General features: G+C 31.6%; 15 protein-coding genes and 1 rRNA gene. 13 read left to right on the top strand and 3 right to left on the bottom strand.

The features are described from left to right. Nucleotides 1–107: 107 nt before the first annotated feature. From trpS to ACSH40_RS02765, 9 genes are all read left to right on the top strand, one after another. Nucleotides 108–1,097, top strand: coding sequence for a tryptophan--tRNA ligase (trpS, locus tag ACSH40_RS02805; protein WP_438341480.1), 990 nt, complete (start codon nt 108–110; stop codon nt 1,095–1,097). Between the two features lies 1 nt (nt 1,098). Next, nucleotides 1,099–2,850 (top strand): threonine--tRNA ligase, encoded by a 1,752-nt coding sequence (gene thrS, locus ACSH40_RS02800; protein WP_438341479.1) that lies wholly within the window; start codon nt 1,099–1,101, stop codon nt 2,848–2,850. A 1-nt stretch (nt 2,851) separates the two neighbouring features. Beyond that, the gene (locus ACSH40_RS02795; RefSeq protein ID WP_438341478.1) at nt 2,852–3,340 is read left to right on the top strand and encodes a hypothetical protein; all 489 of its coding nucleotides are present in this window, start codon (nt 2,852–2,854) and stop codon (nt 3,338–3,340) included. 41 nt (nt 3,341–3,381) lie between these two features. Beyond that, nucleotides 3,382–3,486 (top strand): 5S ribosomal RNA (gene rrf, locus ACSH40_RS02790). 115 nt (nt 3,487–3,601) lie between these two features. Beyond that, nucleotides 3,602–7,597: a hypothetical protein gene (locus tag ACSH40_RS02785; protein ID WP_438341477.1), complete on the top strand. Its 3,996-nt coding sequence runs from the start codon at nt 3,602–3,604 to the stop codon at nt 7,595–7,597. Between the two features lie 149 nt (nt 7,598–7,746). Next, nucleotides 7,747–8,529: a hypothetical protein gene (locus ACSH40_RS02780; protein ID WP_438341476.1), complete on the top strand. Its 783-nt coding sequence runs from the start codon at nt 7,747–7,749 to the stop codon at nt 8,527–8,529. 82 nt (nt 8,530–8,611) lie between these two features. Continuing rightward, nucleotides 8,612–9,613: a nicotinate phosphoribosyltransferase gene (locus tag ACSH40_RS02775; protein ID WP_438341475.1), complete on the top strand. Its 1,002-nt coding sequence runs from the start codon at nt 8,612–8,614 to the stop codon at nt 9,611–9,613. Nucleotides 9,614–9,778: 165 nt separating this feature from the next. After that, nucleotides 9,779–12,676 (top strand): endonuclease, encoded by a 2,898-nt coding sequence (locus ACSH40_RS02770; protein WP_438341474.1) that lies wholly within the window; start codon nt 9,779–9,781, stop codon nt 12,674–12,676. Nucleotides 12,677–12,807: 131 nt separating this feature from the next. Beyond that, nucleotides 12,808–13,839 carry an endonuclease gene (locus ACSH40_RS02765; protein WP_438341473.1) on the top strand — a complete coding sequence of 344 codons (1,032 nt, stop codon included), beginning with the start codon at nt 12,808–12,810 and terminating at the stop codon, nt 13,837–13,839. Between the two features lie 30 nt (nt 13,840–13,869). Here ACSH40_RS02765 and rsmA read toward each other — a convergent pair whose 3' ends face one another. Together rsmA and ACSH40_RS02755 are read right to left on the bottom strand one after the other, a co-directional pair. Then, nucleotides 13,870–14,649: a 16S rRNA (adenine(1518)-N(6)/adenine(1519)-N(6))-dimethyltransferase RsmA gene (rsmA, locus tag ACSH40_RS02760; RefSeq protein WP_438341472.1), complete on the bottom strand. Its 780-nt coding sequence runs from the start codon at nt 14,647–14,649 to the stop codon at nt 13,870–13,872. Next, nucleotides 14,639–15,409 (bottom strand): TatD family hydrolase, encoded by a 771-nt coding sequence (locus ACSH40_RS02755; RefSeq protein WP_438341471.1) that lies wholly within the window; start codon nt 15,407–15,409, stop codon nt 14,639–14,641. The genes rsmA and ACSH40_RS02755 overlap by 11 nt, the downstream gene beginning before the upstream one ends. 61 nt (nt 15,410–15,470) lie before the next feature. On the opposite strand from ACSH40_RS02755, the gene ACSH40_RS02750 reads away from it, so the two are divergent. After that, nucleotides 15,471–16,835 (top strand): Sapep family Mn(2+)-dependent dipeptidase, encoded by a 1,365-nt coding sequence (locus ACSH40_RS02750; RefSeq protein WP_438341470.1) that lies wholly within the window; start codon nt 15,471–15,473, stop codon nt 16,833–16,835. On the opposite strand, the gene ACSH40_RS02745 is transcribed toward ACSH40_RS02750, so the two are convergent. Further along, the gene (locus tag ACSH40_RS02745) at nt 16,832–17,293 is read right to left on the bottom strand and encodes an NUDIX domain-containing protein (protein ID WP_438341469.1); all 462 of its coding nucleotides are present in this window, start codon (nt 17,291–17,293) and stop codon (nt 16,832–16,834) included. The two genes, ACSH40_RS02750 and ACSH40_RS02745, sit on opposite strands and share 4 nt — an antisense overlap. Nucleotides 17,294–17,378: 85 nt before the next feature. Here ACSH40_RS02745 and ACSH40_RS02740 point away from each other — a divergent pair, with 85 nt between their 5' ends. The 3 genes from ACSH40_RS02740 (at nt 17,379) to nusA (ending at nt 20,227) form a co-directional block, all read left to right on the top strand. Further along, the gene (locus ACSH40_RS02740) at nt 17,379–18,131 is read left to right on the top strand and encodes a PQ-loop domain-containing transporter (RefSeq protein WP_438341468.1); all 753 of its coding nucleotides are present in this window, start codon (nt 17,379–17,381) and stop codon (nt 18,129–18,131) included. A 90-nt stretch (nt 18,132–18,221) separates the two neighbouring features. Then, the gene (locus tag ACSH40_RS02735; RefSeq protein ID WP_438341467.1) at nt 18,222–18,647 is read left to right on the top strand and encodes a hypothetical protein; all 426 of its coding nucleotides are present in this window, start codon (nt 18,222–18,224) and stop codon (nt 18,645–18,647) included. 8 nt (nt 18,648–18,655) lie between these two features. Continuing rightward, the gene (nusA, locus tag ACSH40_RS02730; RefSeq protein ID WP_438341466.1) at nt 18,656–20,227 is read left to right on the top strand and encodes a transcription termination factor NusA; all 1,572 of its coding nucleotides are present in this window, start codon (nt 18,656–18,658) and stop codon (nt 20,225–20,227) included.

Below are 20,227 nucleotides of genomic sequence, written 5' to 3'. Positions count from 1 at the left end.
TTAAATATTAATATTTAATTTAAATCAAGTTTTGGTCTCTATCTATGTGTGCTTTTGAATGCTTTCAAATGTAATATAATATAAAATATTATTTACAAAGGATTTTTATGAAAAAAATAATTAGTGGAATAAAGCCGACAGGAGAGCTTACTTTAGGTAATTACATTGGAGCTTTAAAAAATTTTATAGACTTGCAAAACGATTATCAAACTTATTATTTTGTTGCTGATTTACATGCCTTAACAATGGGTGATAGCAACGCCAAAGAATTAGCAAAAAGCCGTCAAGAAGTTGTTGCTTTATACTTGGCTTGTGGTTTAGATCCAAATAAATCAGTAATTTTTTACCAAAGTGATATTCTAGAGCATGCCATGATTCAGTGACTGCTATGTACTGAAACGTCACTGGGTGAGTTAAACAGAATGACTCAATTTAAAGATAAAGCTCAAAAAGCAGTCAAATTAAGTAATGGGACTGAAACAATTCCAACTGGATTGCTGATGTATCCAACTTTAATGGCTGGAGACATTCTTCTTTATAATGTTGATGCCGTTCCTGTTGGTGAAGATCAAACTCAACACATCGAACTAACAAGAACACTTGCTAAAAGAATTAATAACAAATACAAAACTAATCTTAAGATTCCTGATGCCTTCGTTCCTAAAGTGGGGTCAAGAGTTAAGGATTTACAAGATCCAACTAAGAAAATGTCGAAGAGTGAAAAAAGCTCAAAAGGAACAATTTACTTACTTGAAGATCCGGAACAAGCCTACAAAAAAGTTCTCAAAGCAGTGACAGATTCAGAAAACAAAGTTTATGCTTCAGAACAAAAACCTGGAGTGACAAATCTACTAAATATTTATGCAAGTTTAAAATCAATAACTCTACAAGAAGCAGAAGAATTCTTTAAGGACAAAAACTATAAAGAATTCAAAGAAGCGGTTGCTCTAGAAGTTAAAAATTTACTAACAAAAATCCAAAATAATTTCCAACAAGCACTACGTGATGTAGAAAAAGTAACGCAAGAAGGAGCACAAAAAGCTCGTCCTGTAGCACAAGAAACACTTAATGAATTAATGACAAAAATGGGGTTCTAAAATGAATGACAAAAATGATTACAAATCAAAATTAAATCACACCACCAGCCACTTATTAGCAGCTGCAATTTTGAAACTATACCCTAACACAAAACTAGCAATCGGACCTTCAATTGAAGATGGTTTTTATTATGATTTCGATTTCGAACAACCACTAGTTGAAGAGGATTTAACTAAGATTGAAAAGTTAATGCAAGAATTAGCAAAACAAGACTATGAAATGGTTGAAGTAAGTAAAGATGAATATGATCTTTCAAATCAACCATACAAGCAAGAATTGTTTAATGAATTCAGTAAAAAGAGACGTAAAATCACTTTTTATGCACTGAAAAACACCAAAACAAATGAAACCTTGTTTGTTGACTTGTGTGCTGGAGGCCATGTTCATTCAACAAAGGAGATTAAACACTTTAAGCTTCTTTCACTAGCAGGCGCTTACTGAAGAGGGGACTCAAAAAACAAAATGCTGACTCGTGTGTATGGAACAAGTTGACCTACAAAAAACGAACTAATGCAATACCTTGAAATTCTTAAAGAAAGAAAAGAAAGAGACCACCGTAAAATAGGAAAAGAATTAAATATTTTCACACTAAATCCACTATGCGGTCAAGGTTTTCCAATCTGACTTGAAGATGGAATGAAAATCCACAATGCAATTCGTGATTATGTTTTAAAACTAGACAAACTTTATGGTTTTAGAGAAGTTTTAACCCCGCACTTTGGCGAAAAGAAATTGTATGAAATTTCAGGACACTGAGCTCACTATAAAGACACAATGTTCAAACCTATTAAGATGGATAATGAACAATTAATTGGACGTCCAATGACTTGCCCACACCACATTATGCTTTTTAATATGACAAGACGTTCATATCGTGACCTACCTATGCGTTATAGTGAACAATCACGTTTATATCGTTATGAAAAAAGTGGAGCTTTAACTGGTCTTGAGAGAGTTAGAGGAATGGATTTAACTGAAGGACACATTTTTGTTCGTCCTGATCAAATCAAAGACGAGTTTAAACATTTATACAAAATGATTTTACAAGCACTAAAAGATTTCAATATAGAAGTTGATCACATCTCACTAAGTTTAAGAGATCCTAAAAACAAGAAAAAATTCTTTGATAACGACGAAATGTGAAACAAAGCTGAAGATGATTTACGTGAAGTTTTGCAAGAGTTGAATGTTGAATATAAAGAATTTGAAGGAGAAGCTGCATTTTATGGACCAAAAGTTGATATTCAAATTAAAACAGCTCTTGGAAGAATCATTACTATGTCGACTCTTCAATTAGACTTCTTACTACCAAACCGTTTTGAAATGCAATATGTCGACGAAAATCAAAATTTAGTTACTCCTGTTTTAATTCACAGAGGATTAATTGGTACTTACGAAAGATTTGTGGCTATTCTTTTAGAACAAACTAAAGGAGTTTTACCTTTCTGATTAAGTCCAAAACAAGTGGTTATTGTCCCTATTAGTGATGACCAAATGGATTATGCTCGTGAAGTTTATGAATTATTATTATTGAACGATTTTAATGTTGAACTAGATGCAAGAAACGAAAGAATGCAAAAGAAAATTCGTGAAGCACAAATGTCAAAAGCAAAATATGTTGCTATTTTAGGACAAAACGAAAAAGAACAAAAAACTGTCAGCCTGCGTGCTTATGGTTCACAAGAAACTACAACTTACTCACAAGAAGAATTGCTAAATCACTTGACCAAATTAAAAAGAGAATTAAAATAAAATGTCTAAAAAAATTGAATCTTATCGTGTAGCCAAAATTTTAGGCCTTTCTTACCATGCGAGAATTGCTCTTTTTGGTATGGTATTCATTGTTATACCTGCCTTTATTATGTATTTTGTTTTAGGTAAAGATGTTCCTACTGTTTACGAAGCTTATTCAAAAAACTTTACTTGATGACATCTAACACTAATTACTCTAGGAACCTGAGTATTATTGATGTTTCTTGCCTTTTTATTTATTAAAGTATTTCGTTGATTCGGATTTGAAGCGTATAACTTTTTTGTTCCCCTTTCATTAGTTATGCTCTCATTTACAGTCACAAGCGGGCTAAATGACTTATGATTTGTCCGTTTACTAGTTGTTGCTGTCTTATTTTTAACAATTCCACCAGTGGTTTTACTAAATAGAAAATTAGCAACTAAACAACTTAAAGCAAAGAAACAATACGATGAAGAACAAAGAAGAAAAAATCGTTCTTTATTAGATTAAAAATTTTTATCAAAATACTTTTTATTGTGCTACAATATATTCATAGCGACCAAAGCGAAGGTGTCCACCTGAACCCATTCCGAACTCAGCAGTTAAGCCCTTCAGCGCCGACGATACCTCCAAGGGAAAATAGGGCGTCGCTTTTTTTTATTATCTTTTTTTACTTAAACTTAAGGCAACCTTTTTAATGGGCTGCTTTTTAATTTAATTTATAATTAAATTGATAAAACATTTAAGAAGAAAGAACTAAGGAAAGACAAAATGAAAAAAACCAAAAAGACAAAGCTTTTAGCTTTGGCAGGACTTGTTGCAAGTACTGCAATTATTGCTACGCCTTTTATAGTTTTAGAAGTAAATAAAACTAAGAAAATTGACCCCGAAACAGGAATAAATAATCAGCCAGTAAGTATTAAATTCCTACCAGCTTTAAGCACTAATACAGGAGCAATAAATAAAGCACAAATACTTGCCAAAGATCTACAAAACAGTCTTGTTTTAAACAACTCATCTTCAACTAAGAATTTGACAGACGCAATCAGCGAAGGAAAAAGATTTTTCTGAAATAAAGAAAAGCAAGCAGTTTATTTTGCTAATAAAGAATTGCTAGTTAATGAGCTAAATGACAATAATATTGTTCTTAGTATAAACAGCGAAAAAACTAGTTTATTAACTGATGAAATTGATTTAGCTAATCACTTTTTACCAATTATCGACGTTGATGGTGTTAAACAAATCAATCATGAAATTAAAGCGAAAATTACCGATGATAACAACATAACATTTCTATTTAAAGTTGCGGTTTTAGATGGTAACGGAGAATATAATTTTTCAAAAACTTCAGTTTCTAACGTTATTGAAGCACAAAATCTTGTGAGTCAGTTGCCAAGTGATATCAAAGCAACTTCACCACTTTTAAGTGAAGAAAACCGTAGTGCTGAATCTGTTTTAGTAAAGAAAACACAAATTCGTGAAGTAAGCAAAAAAGATCTTAAAAAAGCAGCACTAGACACACAAAAATACACTCAAGAATTTGAAAAAATCCTGACTGATGCAAATGAGAAATTGAAACTAGCACTAAACAATCCAACAATTTTAAATAAAGTTTTTGCTGAAGGTATAAGCCTATATTTCAACACAACTAATCGAACAGTATTTTGATCTCCTAACGATCAATATTTTGCTTCAAATTCAAATGCTCCGATGTTTACGTTAGACTCAGCTATTAGTGACAAATTAATCTTAGTTAATGATGAAGCACCGGTAAGTAGTTTTAATTTACCAAATGTTAAATTGAATTACTCAATTGATACCGAAACTGAAACAATAACTATTAAATATAAAGAAGCATATGTTTACAAAACCTTGCAAACACCTTTAGTCAGCCAAAAAACATACCAAACTTCGATTCAAATACCAGGGCTTGTTCATGAAAAAACCCCATTGACTGAAGAGCAAATTTTTAAACAAAGTGAAGCATGAACTAACTTTGTTAACTGATATTCAAATACTGAAAACTTCAATCTTCAAATCAATGATCCTGACAATAAATTAGAATCAAGATTGAAACAAAAAAGACACTTGTTGTTCAATGATTCAAACAACACAATTTCTTGATCTACAAAACTTAATCCAACTGAACAAACTAGAGAAAAGAATAAAACTTTCTCTTTTGTAACTCCACTATTAGACAATGTAGTCTTAAGAAATGCTAATGACGAAAATAGTGATTTGATGGATTACACCTATGATCAAGAGACAAGAAAATTAGTTCTAAAATTCTACCCTTATATTAAAGACGGAGATAAAAAATACAAGGCAGAGCTTGAACAACCAATTGAAGCAAGTGTGGTCTTGCCACAAGTTCATGAAGAGCCAGTTACACCACCTTCACAACAAGACTTTAAACAAAGTCAAGAATGAAACGATTTCAAAACTTGATATCAAAATCTAGAAAACTTCAAAGTGAAAGTTCAAGATAAAGACAAAAAGCTTGAAACAAGACTAACAAAAGGAAATCTATTCTTTAACGATTCTAAAGACACAAGTGGTAAAAATAGTATTTCATGATCAACAAGTGTGTCACCCTCACAAGCAACAAGAACTAAGAATAAATCATTTGTTTTTGAAACTACATTCCCAGAAAACACTGTACTAAGAAATCCAAATGACGAAACAAAAGATAGTCTTACATTCAGCTATGATAAATCTAATAAGACTGTATCAATTACTTTCTACCCATACATTTCACACGAAAATAAACTATACAAAGCAGAGCTTGAACAACCAATTACAATTCAAGTTAACTTAGAGCAACAAGAACAACCGAATACTGATAATAACACTGAAAATCCAACACCGCCAACACACAACGATACTGATAATCAAGGTTCAAACACTGAAAACCCTGATGCAAATAATCCTCAACCAGCACCAAATCCAGAACAACAATTTAAAGCAAGTGAAACATGAAGAAATTTTGTTTCTTGATATTCAAATAAGGATAATTTCAAGACTGAGATTACTAATCAAGAAAAGCTAACTAGTGCAATAAAACGTAAATATCACTTCTTCTTAAATGCAGCAAGTAATACAATTGCTTGATCTTCATCTAAAACTCCAAAACAAACAACTTTAGATAAAAATAATGTTGTTAACTTATTAACAGCTCTTCCTGAAAATGTTTTAATCAAAAACGATTCAGATACTGATAACAAATGATTAAATACTGAATACAATGATGAAACTAAAGAGTTAACCATTCTATTCCATGCATATATTCAAAATGAAGGAACAGAATATAAAGATGAGAGTCAAGAACCTTTAAGAATTAAAATTTCACTACCTATTGACACAAATGAATTCGACACTTGAGCTGTAGGAGCTACAAACGGATTCCAAGTGATCGAAAACAAAAAAGATTTTTTGATTTCTGAACTTCAAAAAGAAGGCAAATTATTCTACAACGAAAACACTCAAAGTATTTTCATTGTAGGCAAAAAAGACAATCCAAATAGTGGAACTCTTGCAACAGACAATACAGTTCTTGAACTAAAAACTAAACTAGATCCAGCTGATGATAGATATCTAGTTGTTAATGGCGGTGCAAAACAGTACACTAAGAAAACAAATAAAGAAACTGGTGAAGTAACATATTCTCCAAACAAGTTTATAACTTATGAATACGATCAACAAGCCGCTAAATTAACAATTCACTACACAACAATGCTTATGTTGCCAGGTGATAGAGAACCTAAAGTTTCAGAACAAAAAACTACATACGAAATCAACCTTACCTCATCTTCTGAAACTCCAGCTTCAGATACAAACACCACACAACCTTCAAATGAAGGAAATGAAAATCAAAATATCGAGATAAACACATTTGATGATTTTAAAAACAGTCTAAAAATTAATGCTCTTAAATTAAAAGATGGTAAGTTAGATGCACTGAAAAAAGCAATCAAAGACAATAAATTAGACTTATATTACTACTACCGTTCAGGAACAATCGTTAACAAAACCGGTAAAAAATTTGATACAAGAAATACCATCTTTGAGCTAGTTAATAAACCAACAAATACAAGTTACCAACTTGCTTCTCCAGATTCAGAGCAAGGCACAACAGAAGCTAATAGAAAACTTGAAACTGAAGTGGCCAACAACGTACTAACTATTAAATTTAAAGCATTAGAATACAAAGGAAAACAAGGCCCTCACAATGTTTCTGATGAAGTTTATACATTTACATTTAATTTAGGACAAGATTCATCTAATACAGAAGATAATGATTCTTCTTCAGGTTCTTCAACTGCACCTGAAACTGAAACTCCTTTAAATGAACAAGCTTACGAAACTTGAGCTAGATCATTAACTAGTGAAGATTTCACCCTAACAAGTGATACTGAAAAACTTAACCAAGCGAAAGAATTACTAGCAAAAGAAAAAGGAACAAGTATCCACTACGATCCCGATGCCCAAACACTATATTTCACAGAAGGCGATAAACCTACTGCTAAAAAGGCAGAAAAAGCTAACGTTCTACTGTCACTAAAACCAGAAAAACAAAACCAGTCAGGATATGTTTTAGCAAATGATTCCAGACCTATAAATGGAAAGAAAAAGAAAGTTCCTAACTATTATCTTTCATCAACTTATGATGCTGCAAACAGTCAATTAACAGTATCATTTAAAGCATTGAGTTCTGAGTCTAATCCAGAAGCTTCACAAAACAGTTACTCGCTAACATTTACCATTTAGTTGTATTTAACGCCCAATTTAGGGCGTTTTTTTTTACTGAAAAAACACTCATAATAACACACTTTTTTGACTAAAATGGCAAATATAATATAATTTAATTATGGAGAATTGTTGTTCTTCATTCAAACACAAGGAGAAAAAAAGTCTAAATGAAAAAAACTAAAAAATTTTGAAGTTTGATTTCAACTGTTGCCATAGCATCAGTATCGCTATTATCAGTTCCTGCTATTGCAGCTCAATGCAAGAACACAACTGAAGATCCTAAAAAATCTGAAACACCAGCCAATCCAACTCCTGAAACACCTACTCCAGCAACACCATCCACTGATGCAACCACACCAGCAACTCCAGTAGAAGGTTCAAATACTCCCGCTACTCCGGTTGAAACTCCGACAGTAGAAAATATTACAACTGCAGAGGAATATGGTAAATATGTATCAGAAAAAGGATATAAAGTTAAAGACGAAGCTGCTGGAAAAACACTATATGAAAAACTAAATGCAAACAAAAAACTTTGATATGAAAGAAACTCAAGATCAATTATTTGATCAGATGGTGATACGCCTGTTTGAAAAACCGAAGCGAGCGCTAATGCTGTATTAGTTTTACCCGAAGACTCATCAGTAAATCTAAATCAAAATGTTCAACTTGCTAACCCTACAGATCCAACCTACACTAATAAAAGAAACCAAACAGCTATCTCATCTCAAATAACATATGAATTTACAGACAGCAAGTTAACACTAAAATTTAAAGGTGCTAAATTCATTCCGAACGCTGCTCCAGAAATTGGTCAAACTGAATATTCAGTAACAATCGATTTAAGTGCTTACAAACCACAAACCACTGAATCACAGCCTTCATCAGAAGCAGCCACTACAACACCTTCAGAAACAGCACCAGCAACTACAGAATCTACAACAACTGCTTAATACAAATCAAACTCATTATTAAAAATAAAAGATCCCAAATTTGAAGGGGGTCTTTTCATAAATTACTTAGGAAGATAAAAAAATGAAACTCGAAGACAAAACAGCCATTTATTTTTCAAAGACAGCAAACATTTCAAAGACTTTTTATAATAACCAAATTGTAACTTTGCAATTTTTTCAAAGGGAAGACGATGTAATCCTGTGTGGAATGACAGAAGTTCTAAATTTGCTTAAAAAACATACAAATATTAATAATTATGCAATCAAATATTTGCCCGAAGGAAGCCATCTACAAAGTAAGGAAGTTGTCCTAGAACTGATTGGACCTTATCATGAATTCGGACTTTATGAAGGAATTATCGATGGAATTTTAGCTAGACAAAGCTCAATTGCAACTAATGCTTATCGAGTTAAAAAAGCAGCAGGAGAAAAAATAGTAATTTCTATGGCCGACAGAGCTGATCACTACCGTAATATTCGTTCAGATGCTAAAGCTATAGAAATAGGTGGAATATATAACCATGCAACAAAAGCAAGCGCGGTATCAAAAAAATCAAAAGTGTTTGGATCAATGCCACATGCTTTAATTCAAATGTCTAAGGGTGATTTAGTAAAAGCTTGTCAGTACTATACTGAACTTTATCCAAATGATAATTTAGTTGCTCTTGTGGATTTTCACAATGATGTTATAACTGATAGTCTAAAGGTCTTAAAAGTATTTGGTAAAAAATTATTTGCAGTACGTGTCGACACGTCAAAAAATATGAAAGATAAAATGTTTCAAGATAACGAGCAAGAATATGGAGTAACTGTTAATCAAATTAAAAGACTTCGTGAAGCCTTGGACAAAAACAATGGACAGCACGTAAAAATATATGTTTCAAGTGGATTTAATGTTCAAAAGATTGCTGAATTTGAGTCTCAAAACGCTCCAGTGGACGGGTACGGAGTGGGTGCTTCACTACTTAAAATATGAGTAAATTTCAGTGCGGATGCAACAAAATTGAATGAAGAGTTGATAGCAAAGGCAGGAAGGGGATATAATCCCAATCCAAAGTTAAAAACTTTTCGCTTGAGAAAGTAAATCCTTTGGATTATAATTTTTATGGAAATGAAAGAAAAAAACACACAAAAGTTTGTAAATTGCAGAACCTTCGTGGCCAAGTGTGCCATTGTGTTTTTAGTAATCCAAACCCACTAATGACGGCATTTTTGCCGTTATTTTTTTATTAAAAAAAGGAAAGAGAAAATGAAAAAAACGAGCAAAACTAGGCTTTTTAAAATCTTAGGTGTATTGTTGGGAACTTCAACATTAGCTATGCCTTTTGTTGCGGCTCAATGTAATAATGAAATTGCAAACCCAACTCCAAAGCTAGGACAGTCTAACGACAATGATACCAATAATACTCAGGCCTTTGAGGAATGAAGAAGCAAATTAAATAATGCTTTTAAATTAAAAAAAGAGGATATTAAATCATTCACTGAAGCTTTAAGTAGAAACAAACAAGCTATATATAATCCACAAACAAACACAATTGACTTCGTAGATAATAATCAATCAATATTATCTATTTCTCTAAAATCTGAGCTACTACCTTCAAATTCAAATTTCACAATCATCAGCTCGACGGACGACAGTAACAAAATCTTGTACGACTTTGATGTTGATACAAAAACTGTAACCTTTAAATATCGAGCAAAAAACAATTTAAACAATACAGTTTCAGTGGAAATTTACACAACTCCTATTAATCTACTGGATTACATAACAGAAGATGATATTGATATAGCGTTAAAATCACTTGAGGAAATATTGCTAAACACTAAGGCTTTCCAAATAGAAGAAAATAAAGAAAAGCTATTGATTCAAAAAGTAAATCAAGAAAAAAAATTACACTACAACTCAAAAACACAATCAATTTATTACAAGGACAATGAAAATGATACATTGACTGATGAACAAGAAGAAACCAATAAGGTTTTGATTGTAAATCCATTATATGTAGATCTTTTTAAAGATGTTAAAATAGTTGGAACTGATTCAACTGCTGAAAAAATGACTGACAACATTGGTGCAGTTATCAATGAAAATGTCTTAACAATCAAATTCACTATCGCTTTGCAACACAAAGATAAATTAATTTTATCTAACATTGAAATTTCGAACAGTTTCGTTTTAAGTGAAAGCGACAATGTTGTAAAACCGGAAACAAAACCCGAAGAACCTAAACAACCTCAACCAGTTCCCCGACCAGACAATGATAAAAATGAAGTAATTCATGCAGGATTTGAAGAATATCAAAAAGAAGACTTAAATAACGTTTTCGAATTCGTTAATGAAGAAACAAAACAAGAATTAATTCAAGGACTTCAAAGTAATGAACATGCTGCCCTACGTTACGATTTTAAAGAACAAAGAATAGTGTTCGCTCCTAATGGATGAGTTGATTGAAGAAAAGAAAATAAAACATATTTAACACTGAACAAAAAACCAAGTGTTACTAATATTCAGTATGTAAATAGCGATTCTCCATTACAGAGCAACGGAAAACCAAACAGCATCATTAAATATGAAATAAAAGATAACAAATTGATATTAACTTACAAAGTCGTGCTTTATGATGCTAAAAACCAAATTGCACAAGTTAGTCCTGAACAATGAACAACTACTTTCAATTTAGAAACCAAAACAAGCAATGAACAAGAAAAACCACAACCTGAAAAACCAGTTGTAAATGAAGAAGAAAATAAGGAAGAAACAAAAGAAACTCCAAAACAATTAATGGCAATTGAAAACTTCTTTGATTATCAAAAAAGTCTAGAAGAAGACGGTTTAAGAATCATTAAAGACAAAAAAGAATATTTTGTTAAAGCACTAAAAGAAGGCTACACACTTCGTTATGATTACGTAGCACAAGTAATTTTAGCTATTCCTCAAAATGAACAACCTGACTGAAATAATTCAAAAGAAAAATATGGAGTTCTTGAATTTGTAAATAAACCAAAAGATACAAAATATCAAATTGCTAACGCAATTGATTCTATTGGTAAAAAGAATTCTCCAAAAGCAACAATTGACTATACATTAGAAGGTAATATTGCTACTCTTGAATACAAAGCAGCTCAATATAATGGAAGAAAACAAAAACCTTTAATTGGTGAAAAAGTGTTAAAATCAACATTTGATTTAACAAATCTGCCTGAGTATGCATATCCTAAAGAAGAATCTAAGGAAGAAGATACAAATAACACATTACCAACTGAAGAAAACACAAACACCGAAAACGGCCTTTCTGTTGAAAATAAACCTTCATTACTAGGTGGTACCTTAGTCTATAACAATAAAGATGAGTACTATAAATCATTAAATGGATTAGCAGGACAAAATTTAGTAAGCAACTTAATAAAATTGCAAAGCGATATTATTAGAGATAAAATGCCTAATGTTATTTGAAAAAAGGCCATTACAAGACCAAATTTAGCAAAAATTTTCAGCGACACAATGTTTGATGACGACAAGTCGATAATTGACATTTATTCAGAAAATCCAACAGGGGCAGACGCATACAAGTATGTATTAAGTAGTGGAGTTGGGTCTAAAGGCGAAGCTGGTGGATGAAATAGAGAACACACAATTCCTAAATCGTGATTCGGTGAGTCAAATAAGTTAGCAGCAGATTATCAACAAGTATGACCTTCAGATACATACTTAAATGCTATGAGAAGCAATTTCATTTATGGTGAAGTAAAAGACGTTAAATATATATCAAAAAATGGAACTAAATTTGGAAAAGACAGTAAAGGAAGAACAGTTTTTGAACCTATTGATGCTTTTAAAGGTGATATTGCAAGAATCTATTTCTATGCAGTAGTTTCATATAGTTCACTAAACAAAACAAACGGTCACGGTGCTAGTGTATTCACTGACCAGTTCCCTTTCTTCCAAAAAGATTATCTAGAAATGATGACTAGATGAGCTGCTATGGATCCTGTTGACAAGTTTGACGTCATTAGAAACCAAAGAACTTATGATGTTACTAACACAACTAGAAATCCTTTCATCGATTATCCTGAGTTGGCAAAAATTTTCACCAATGCAGAAGGTATTAAATTTGAAAATAAAGGAACAGCAATAGACGTCAAATAATAGAAGACTGAAAAAGCACACAAAATGAGTAGTTTTTACTCATTTTTTTGTTGATTTTCACATACTGCTCTATATAATTAAATAGTGCCCTTATTTTGAAAGGTACATACTAAATTTTGTTTAAGGATGATATGAAAAAAGTAAATAAATTCAAAGTTTTTATTAGTTCATTAGCATTGACTTCACTAACTGCTTTAGTGACCGCTGTTACAATTTCATGTGTTAATAAAAATCCAGAGACTGATAAAACTCCAGTTAAAAATCCCGAAACTACTCCAAAAGTAGAAATGGATTCTTTTTTAACTCAAGGTCTTAAACCAACATATGCTGCAAGTGACTATTACGACTCACTAAAAGATAAAAGTGGTGAAAGCCTTCTAAACGCATTAATCACTTTACAGGAAGAAAAGACTAAAAATTTACCTGCGAACAAGACTATAAGCCAAGTTGTTACTTGAGACAAGGTTGCAAAGATTTTTGTTGACAAGTATTATGAAAAAGATAATACATTATTAGATATTTATTCAGAAAACCCAACAGGTTCAGACCCTTATGAATACCCACTAAATTTCAAAGATCACAGTACTGGCGGTAGTGAAGGTTTAGGATTTAATCGTGAGCACACAATTCCACAATCATGATTCAATAGACAAGCCCCACTAGTCTATGATTTCAACATGGTTTGACCTACAGATATTGAAGTAAATAAAGACAGAGCAAACTATCCTTATGGTGAAGTTGTTACAGTTATCAAAACTTTTAGAAATGGATCTAAATTAGGAAAAGATAAAAATGGTAACACAGTCTTCGAACCCATTGATGCTTTTAAAGGTGACATTGCTAGAATTTACCTATATACAGTGGTTTCATACAGTAAATTAACTAAAACAGTCGACAAAGAAAAAAATGGAATTAAGGTATTTAGAGAAGACAATGTTTACCCATTCTTTACTGAAGATTATTTGAAATTAATGGTTAAATGATCTAAGTCTGATCCAGTTGATAAATTTGATGTAGACAGAAATAATACAACATACGAAGTTAATGGGAACGCAATTAGAAATCCATTTATCGACTACCCTTCACTAGCAAACTTGTTTATTGAAGCAAACAAAGACAAAGTATCAATTGACGTACAAGGAATACTTAAAGAACTTAATTAAAAACTAAAAAAAGAGGCCAGCTATTATGTTTTAGCTAGTCTCTTTTTTAGTTAACTCTAGATATAGAGATTCATAATCTGACACGTTAATTTCTTGTGGGCGAACTGTCAATTTGTAATTATTTTTCTCTATCGCTGCAATTATTTTGTTTTTATCATAATAAATCATTAAGTTGTTAAGAAGTGTTTTTCTTCTAAAAGCAAACGATTTTTTAACAAAATCGAAAAATGGTTCAGTCTTTTCTCAGTCAATTTTATTGAAATCAAATTCCACGACACTCGAAAACACTTTTGGTGCAGGAACAAAACAAGTGGGTGAGACATCAAAAAGTTTTGTTACCTTTGATAAATATTGACAGCAAACACTAAGTTTTGAATACTCACTTGAACCTGGATTTGCAGTGATCCTTAATGCTACGTCTTTTTGCATCATAATAATTGCTTTTTCGAATTTTTCAACATTCTCGAAAACTTTAAACAAAATATCAGAAGTTATGTAATAAGGGATGTTAGCAACCAAGATATTATTGTTTCCTATTTGTTCAAGATTAGCTTTTAAAAAATCTTCATGTTTGAGAATAAAGTTATCATCATTTATTTTGTTTTGTAGAATTTCTATCATGTCCTTGTCAATTTCAAAAGCAGTCAACCTTGCTGCCTTTTTTACAATTAATTCAGTAATTGCGCCTTGACCTGGACCAATTTCTATGACTTGTTTATCTTTAAGATCAACAGCATTTACTATTTTTTGGATTATGTTGTTATCAATTAAAAAATTTTGCCCTAATGATTTTTTTGCTTTAACTTGCATGTACTTTAAAAACTTTCTCTATATTTTCTTCAATTTGTTTTAGTAAGGTGGTTTCACTCACATTTTTCATAGCAGCTATAAATTTAGTTGTATACATAACGTAAGGACTAATGTTATCTTTACCGCGCATTGGAGTTGGTGCAAGATAAGGTGTGTCAGTTTCAGTAAAAATTCTGTCTATTGGTATCATTTTTACTGCTTCTTGTAGTGACTTGGCATTTTTGAAAGTTACTACTCCAGAAATTGAAAAATATACATTGTTTAGTCTCAATAATTTTTCTGTTTCTTCTGCATTTCCACTGTACGAATGAAACACAAAAGTTAAATCCTTATATTGCTCTTGGGACACAAATTGGATGGCATCTTCCATAGCATCGCGGATGTGCAACATAACAACCAAATTGTGTTTTCTCGCAACTTCAACCTGACTTTTTAAAGACTCTAATTGTATTTCTTTTGATGGAGTGTTGTCATAGTGATAATCTAGACCGATTTCACCAATTGCAATAATTTTTTTAGTTAAAAGTTTTTCGATAATTTCACCATCAATTGCACCATGTGACTCGTTTGGATGAATGCCGATTATGCCTCAAAGATTGTCAAATTTTTCTATCATTTTCACAACTTCTTTTGAACTAGGTTCATCTACTCCTACAAAAAACATTAATTTCATATTTTCTTTAAATCACGAAGAAATTACTTGCTCTGGATCCTCATAATATTCTAAAAATGGGTGTGTATGGACATCAAAGTATTTCATGTCAACTCCTTTATTACAAATTGTAATAAAATTATAACAACATAGATAGAAAGGTCTAGATATGAACAAAATAATTCGTTACAAACAAACAGAAAAAGAATTCAAAGAAATGGTGCAACACATTGCAAACGTGTGCGCCATCCCTTCGATTTCAGTGGCTGATTTAACTAGTCAATACCCTTTTGGTAAAGAAGTTGATAAAGTTTTAGATTATGTTTTAAATTTATCAAAATCTTTTGGTTTTCAAACCCACAAAGATAGTAAAAATCGTTATGGTTATGCACAAATTGGTAATGGTGAAACTTTAATTGGCATCCTATGTCACCTTGATGTTGTTCCAAGTGGTGACAATAGTCAATGAGAAAGTGAAGCCTTTAAGCCACTAATAAAAGAAAATGAAATATTCGGAAGAGGAACTTTAGATGACAAAGGGCCAACAATTATCACTTTGTATACTCTAAAATACTTACTTGACAATAACTTGGTGAACAAAAAGTACTCAATACGAGTGATTTTTGGACTGAGTGAAGAAACAACAATGGAAAGCATGAAATTTTATTTACAAGATTTTGGCGCACCAGATCTAGGTTATACCCCAGATGGTGAATGACCTATTATTTTTGCTGAAAAGCTTATTTTTGATTATGACTTAATTTTTAGCCAATATGATGATTTTGTACTTGAAGCAGGTGAGGTTTACAACCAAATTCCTGACGCCTTAAAACTACATTCAAATAGAGCAAAAGAAATTGCTAATTATTTCGACAAAAAGGATGTTATTTTAAAAAGTGATACTGAGCTAATTGTCAAGGGTGTGGCAGGACATGGTTCTACTCCTTATGCGGGCGACAATGCAATATTAAAATTCGTTAAAGCAATAGTTAAAAACGAATCACAAGCTCTAAAAAATGATTTTTTTAAATTCATGTTCAACAACTTCCAAAATAGTGATTTTTCAATGTCGAACATTTTTCAAAATTATCGAGATGACAGCGGGCTTTTGACATCAAATCCTGCTTTTTTAAGAACTTCCAATGGCCATGTTTCAATCGGTTTTGACATGCGTGTACCCGCTACTATCAAAGCTGATCAAGTGCAAAAAGACTTGCTTGAATTTTTAGACAAAAATAATTATCAATGTGAATTTAAAATGGTCGGATCTAAAAATGCAAAATATATTCCTAAAGATTCTTGATTAATTCAAACACTAATTCAAACTTATCGCGACTTAACAGATGATAAAGGTGCAGAACCAATAGCGATTGGTGGCGGCACTTATGCAAGAACATTTGAAAATTGTGTTGCTTTTGGTGCTACTACTAAAATGGAGCTAATGCATGCACCAAACGAAGTCTTCACATATGACGAAATGAAACAAGATTTAGAGATTTACATTAATGCCTTGATTAGATTGCAAAAAGACTAATTTGTCTCTCAATCCCAAAGAAGCGATTCAATATCGCTTTTTTTATTTCATTCAATTCGTTGATTTTCAAACAAAGAAACAAAATTTTGAAGATGTTTTCTATCTGTTTCGTGTGTCAACATTTTTTTGGCTTTTTTAAAAGAAACAAACTTAGCAGCCAAAGATTCAGTTGGATTTCTTTTTGCTTTATTGCTGTTGCTGGTAGCTACAAATCAGTACACAAATTTCATAATATCTGGTTGAAGGTTGTATTGGCTGATCGCAAATTTTTCTATTAATTTAGCATCAATATTTGCCTCTTCTTTAGTTTCTCTTGTTGCTGCTTGATAAGCTTTTTCACTACCTTCTAGATGTCCTTTTGGAAATCCTCAGGCCTTATTTTTGTTTTTGACTAGTAGAATCTTAGGTTTTTTAGCCAAGAAAACACACAATGTACCAGCACTTTTTTCTATCTTCATTTTCTGTCCTTTGAGTTCATATTGTTATTTTAAAATATACACTCAATAAGTTGTTTTTTAACCAAAATAAGTTAAAATTTTATGTATGACAACAAATCAACACTTAATAAATGCCGGTGAAGTATTTGGTTGATTTGCAGCAGTTGTTACAGTCTTATTAGGAGTTCCCCAATTAATCAAACTTTTAAAAGAGAAAAGAACCGGAAATGTTAGTTTTGTTTCATTTTGAATCTTTTATTTCGGTTTATTTGCTTGAGTAGTTCTTGGTACATTTTTACCAGGATCACTTTTACAGACTGCTGTAGCAAACTTAATTTCAATCATTATTTATTCATTCACAGTTTTTTATTTATATTATTATCAATACGACCATAGTGGGTCGAAAAAACATTCAAAAGCAAAGTTGTTTAATGTTTCAACAATTCTAGGAGTTTTTGTTTTAGCCTCAATTGCAATAACTATCTTGTGTGTTCTAAACGATGAAAGAATTAACAAAATTGATGTTACAATCAAAAACACAGCAGTTTCAACAATTCTAGGTGCCATCGTACCAGTGTTTACAACCTTTGCTTTCATGCCACAACTTATTCTTAGCTTCAAAAATAGAGATTTTGGTGGTGTAAGTATTTATATGATCATGCTTTTTGTTTTCAATAACGTTTTTTGAATCATTTTCTGAGCTTCAAAAATACACATTTTACAAGTTGAAAACAAGTCAATTTTACCTATTGTTATAGCTACAGTGTGACAATCAGCATCACTAGTAATTTATGGAATTCAAATGATTTTCATGTTAATAGACAGATGAAAGAAACCTTTGGCAAAAAGTCATAATTAAATTTGTTATAATAATAAAGCCTAATTTTGAAAATATTTTTTAAAGGGCTGCCAGCAATGGCAGGCCTTTTTACACTTTTAAGGAGCGGTAATGATAGAAAAATTAAAACAAGAATTTGTTAATGTAGTAAGTAAAGTATATTGAGAAAATCGTGAGGGCCAAAAAGTGCTAAACATTGAGCTGAATGTGTCAGATTTTGAGCAGGTTCAAGAAATAAGTGCACAAATCAATACTTTTGTTGATGCTTTTGACTCAGAATCTTTTGTTTTAGATATTTTTTCAAGCGGAAATAATTTAACTATTACAAAAGATGACCTAGAAAAATACGTTGACCAAAAAATAGTTTTGTCATTGTCAAAGCCATACCTTAATGAGTATAAAATAGTCGTAAAATTAGTTGAAATTAAAGAAATGCAATTATTAGCAATTAAAAATAACAAAGGAAGAATGCAAAAAATTCTTATCGATAAAACTAACATTACAAACATTGAAAAGTTTATAGATATTAAAAAATAGGAGACCTTATGTCAAACAATTTTTATACAAAATTATCGGATTTGTCAAATATTAAAAACATTCCTGAATCTGAAATTCAAGAAATGGTAAAAGACTGTATTACCAAGATTTTTGAAAAGAATTTTGATGCAGATGCAGAACTTGAATTTATTTTCGACCAAAAAAATAAAGAATTTAAGTTAATCAACCGAACAAAATACGTTGTTCCAAATGTTGATAAAAGTCACTTGAGTGAAGATGAAGAAGGTTATGAACCAAGTTGTGAAATTCCACTGTCTGAAGCTCGTTTAATCAATCCGAATGCACAAGTTGATGATATTATGAGTCAAGAAGTTGACTTTGATCGTTTTTCAGGAAAAACTTATACTCAAATTCGTTCACTATTTTTACAAAGCATTCGTGAATGAGAAAAACAAGCAGTATATCGTAAATACTTCCCAAAAATTGGTGAAATTATCAAAGCAAGATTGGAAACCAAGACATCCAAATCTTACTTATTTGTTTTGGAAGATGGGACTGAAGCGTTCATGCCTAAATCAGGAAATTACATTCACAACGTTCCAGTAGGAACTATTATGGATGTTGTAATTATTGATGTTTTAGAAGAGTCTAAGAACGCACAAGTAATTATCTCTGGTTCTGAAAGAGCAATCCTAGAAAAAATTCTACGTGAAGAAATTCCTGAACTATCACAAGGAATTGCTGAAATCGTGGACATTGCTAGAACATACGGAATTAGATCGAAAATTTCAGTGCGTGTGGCCGTAGGTCAAGATGCAAGCATTGATCCGGTAGGAACAATGATTGGACCAGATGGAAATAGAGTTCAAAGTATTGAATCAAAACTTAATGGTGAAAAAGTCGAAATCGTTGCTTGAAGTTCTGACATTAAAAAATACATCATTAATTCTTTGACACCAGCAAGAGTTATTGATGTTGTTAGAAATGAATCACTTGATACTGAAACAATGCAAGCTTTTGATGTAATTGTTCCAGATCGCCAACACACCCTTGCAATCGGAAGAAAAGGAAACAATGTTATTTTGGCTGTTGAATTAACTAAGTCAAAAATCAATGTTATTTCACAGAGTATAGCTATTGAAAATGGAATTCATTTTGAGTGAAACGGGAACATTACACAAGAAGAAGTTGAACAACTTGAAAGAGGACACAGATTGAAAGCTAGTGTTCCTACTAAAGCTTCTGTTCAAAAGAAATCACAAAGAAAATTCGAAAACTTCAACATTGACAAAATGTGAGAGTCTGAAATTGCTCAATTCCACTCAGAAATGGACAGCTACCAAAATGATGACTTTGAGAAAGCATTGATGGAAATGAATGCTAACACAGATTTCATTAGCGACGACATGATTAAAAACTATCTAGATGAAATGCAAAATGAAGAAGAATCAATGGTGCTAGATGAAAAAGAAGATAGTGATGTTTACTCAAAACAAAAACAACAACCTTCTGAAGATTATGAAAAAATTACCAAAACCAAAATGAAAGACTTTAAAGTTGACAAAGATTTAGCTAGTGGTCTTGAAAACATTAACTGAGACGACGAGGACTGAGATTAA

The organism is Mycoplasma sp. 3341 (assembly GCF_051549855.1).
GTDB lineage: Bacteria > Bacillota_I > Bacilli_A > Mycoplasmatales > Metamycoplasmataceae > Metamycoplasma.
This window is presented reverse-complemented; position numbering and strand designations above follow the sequence as displayed.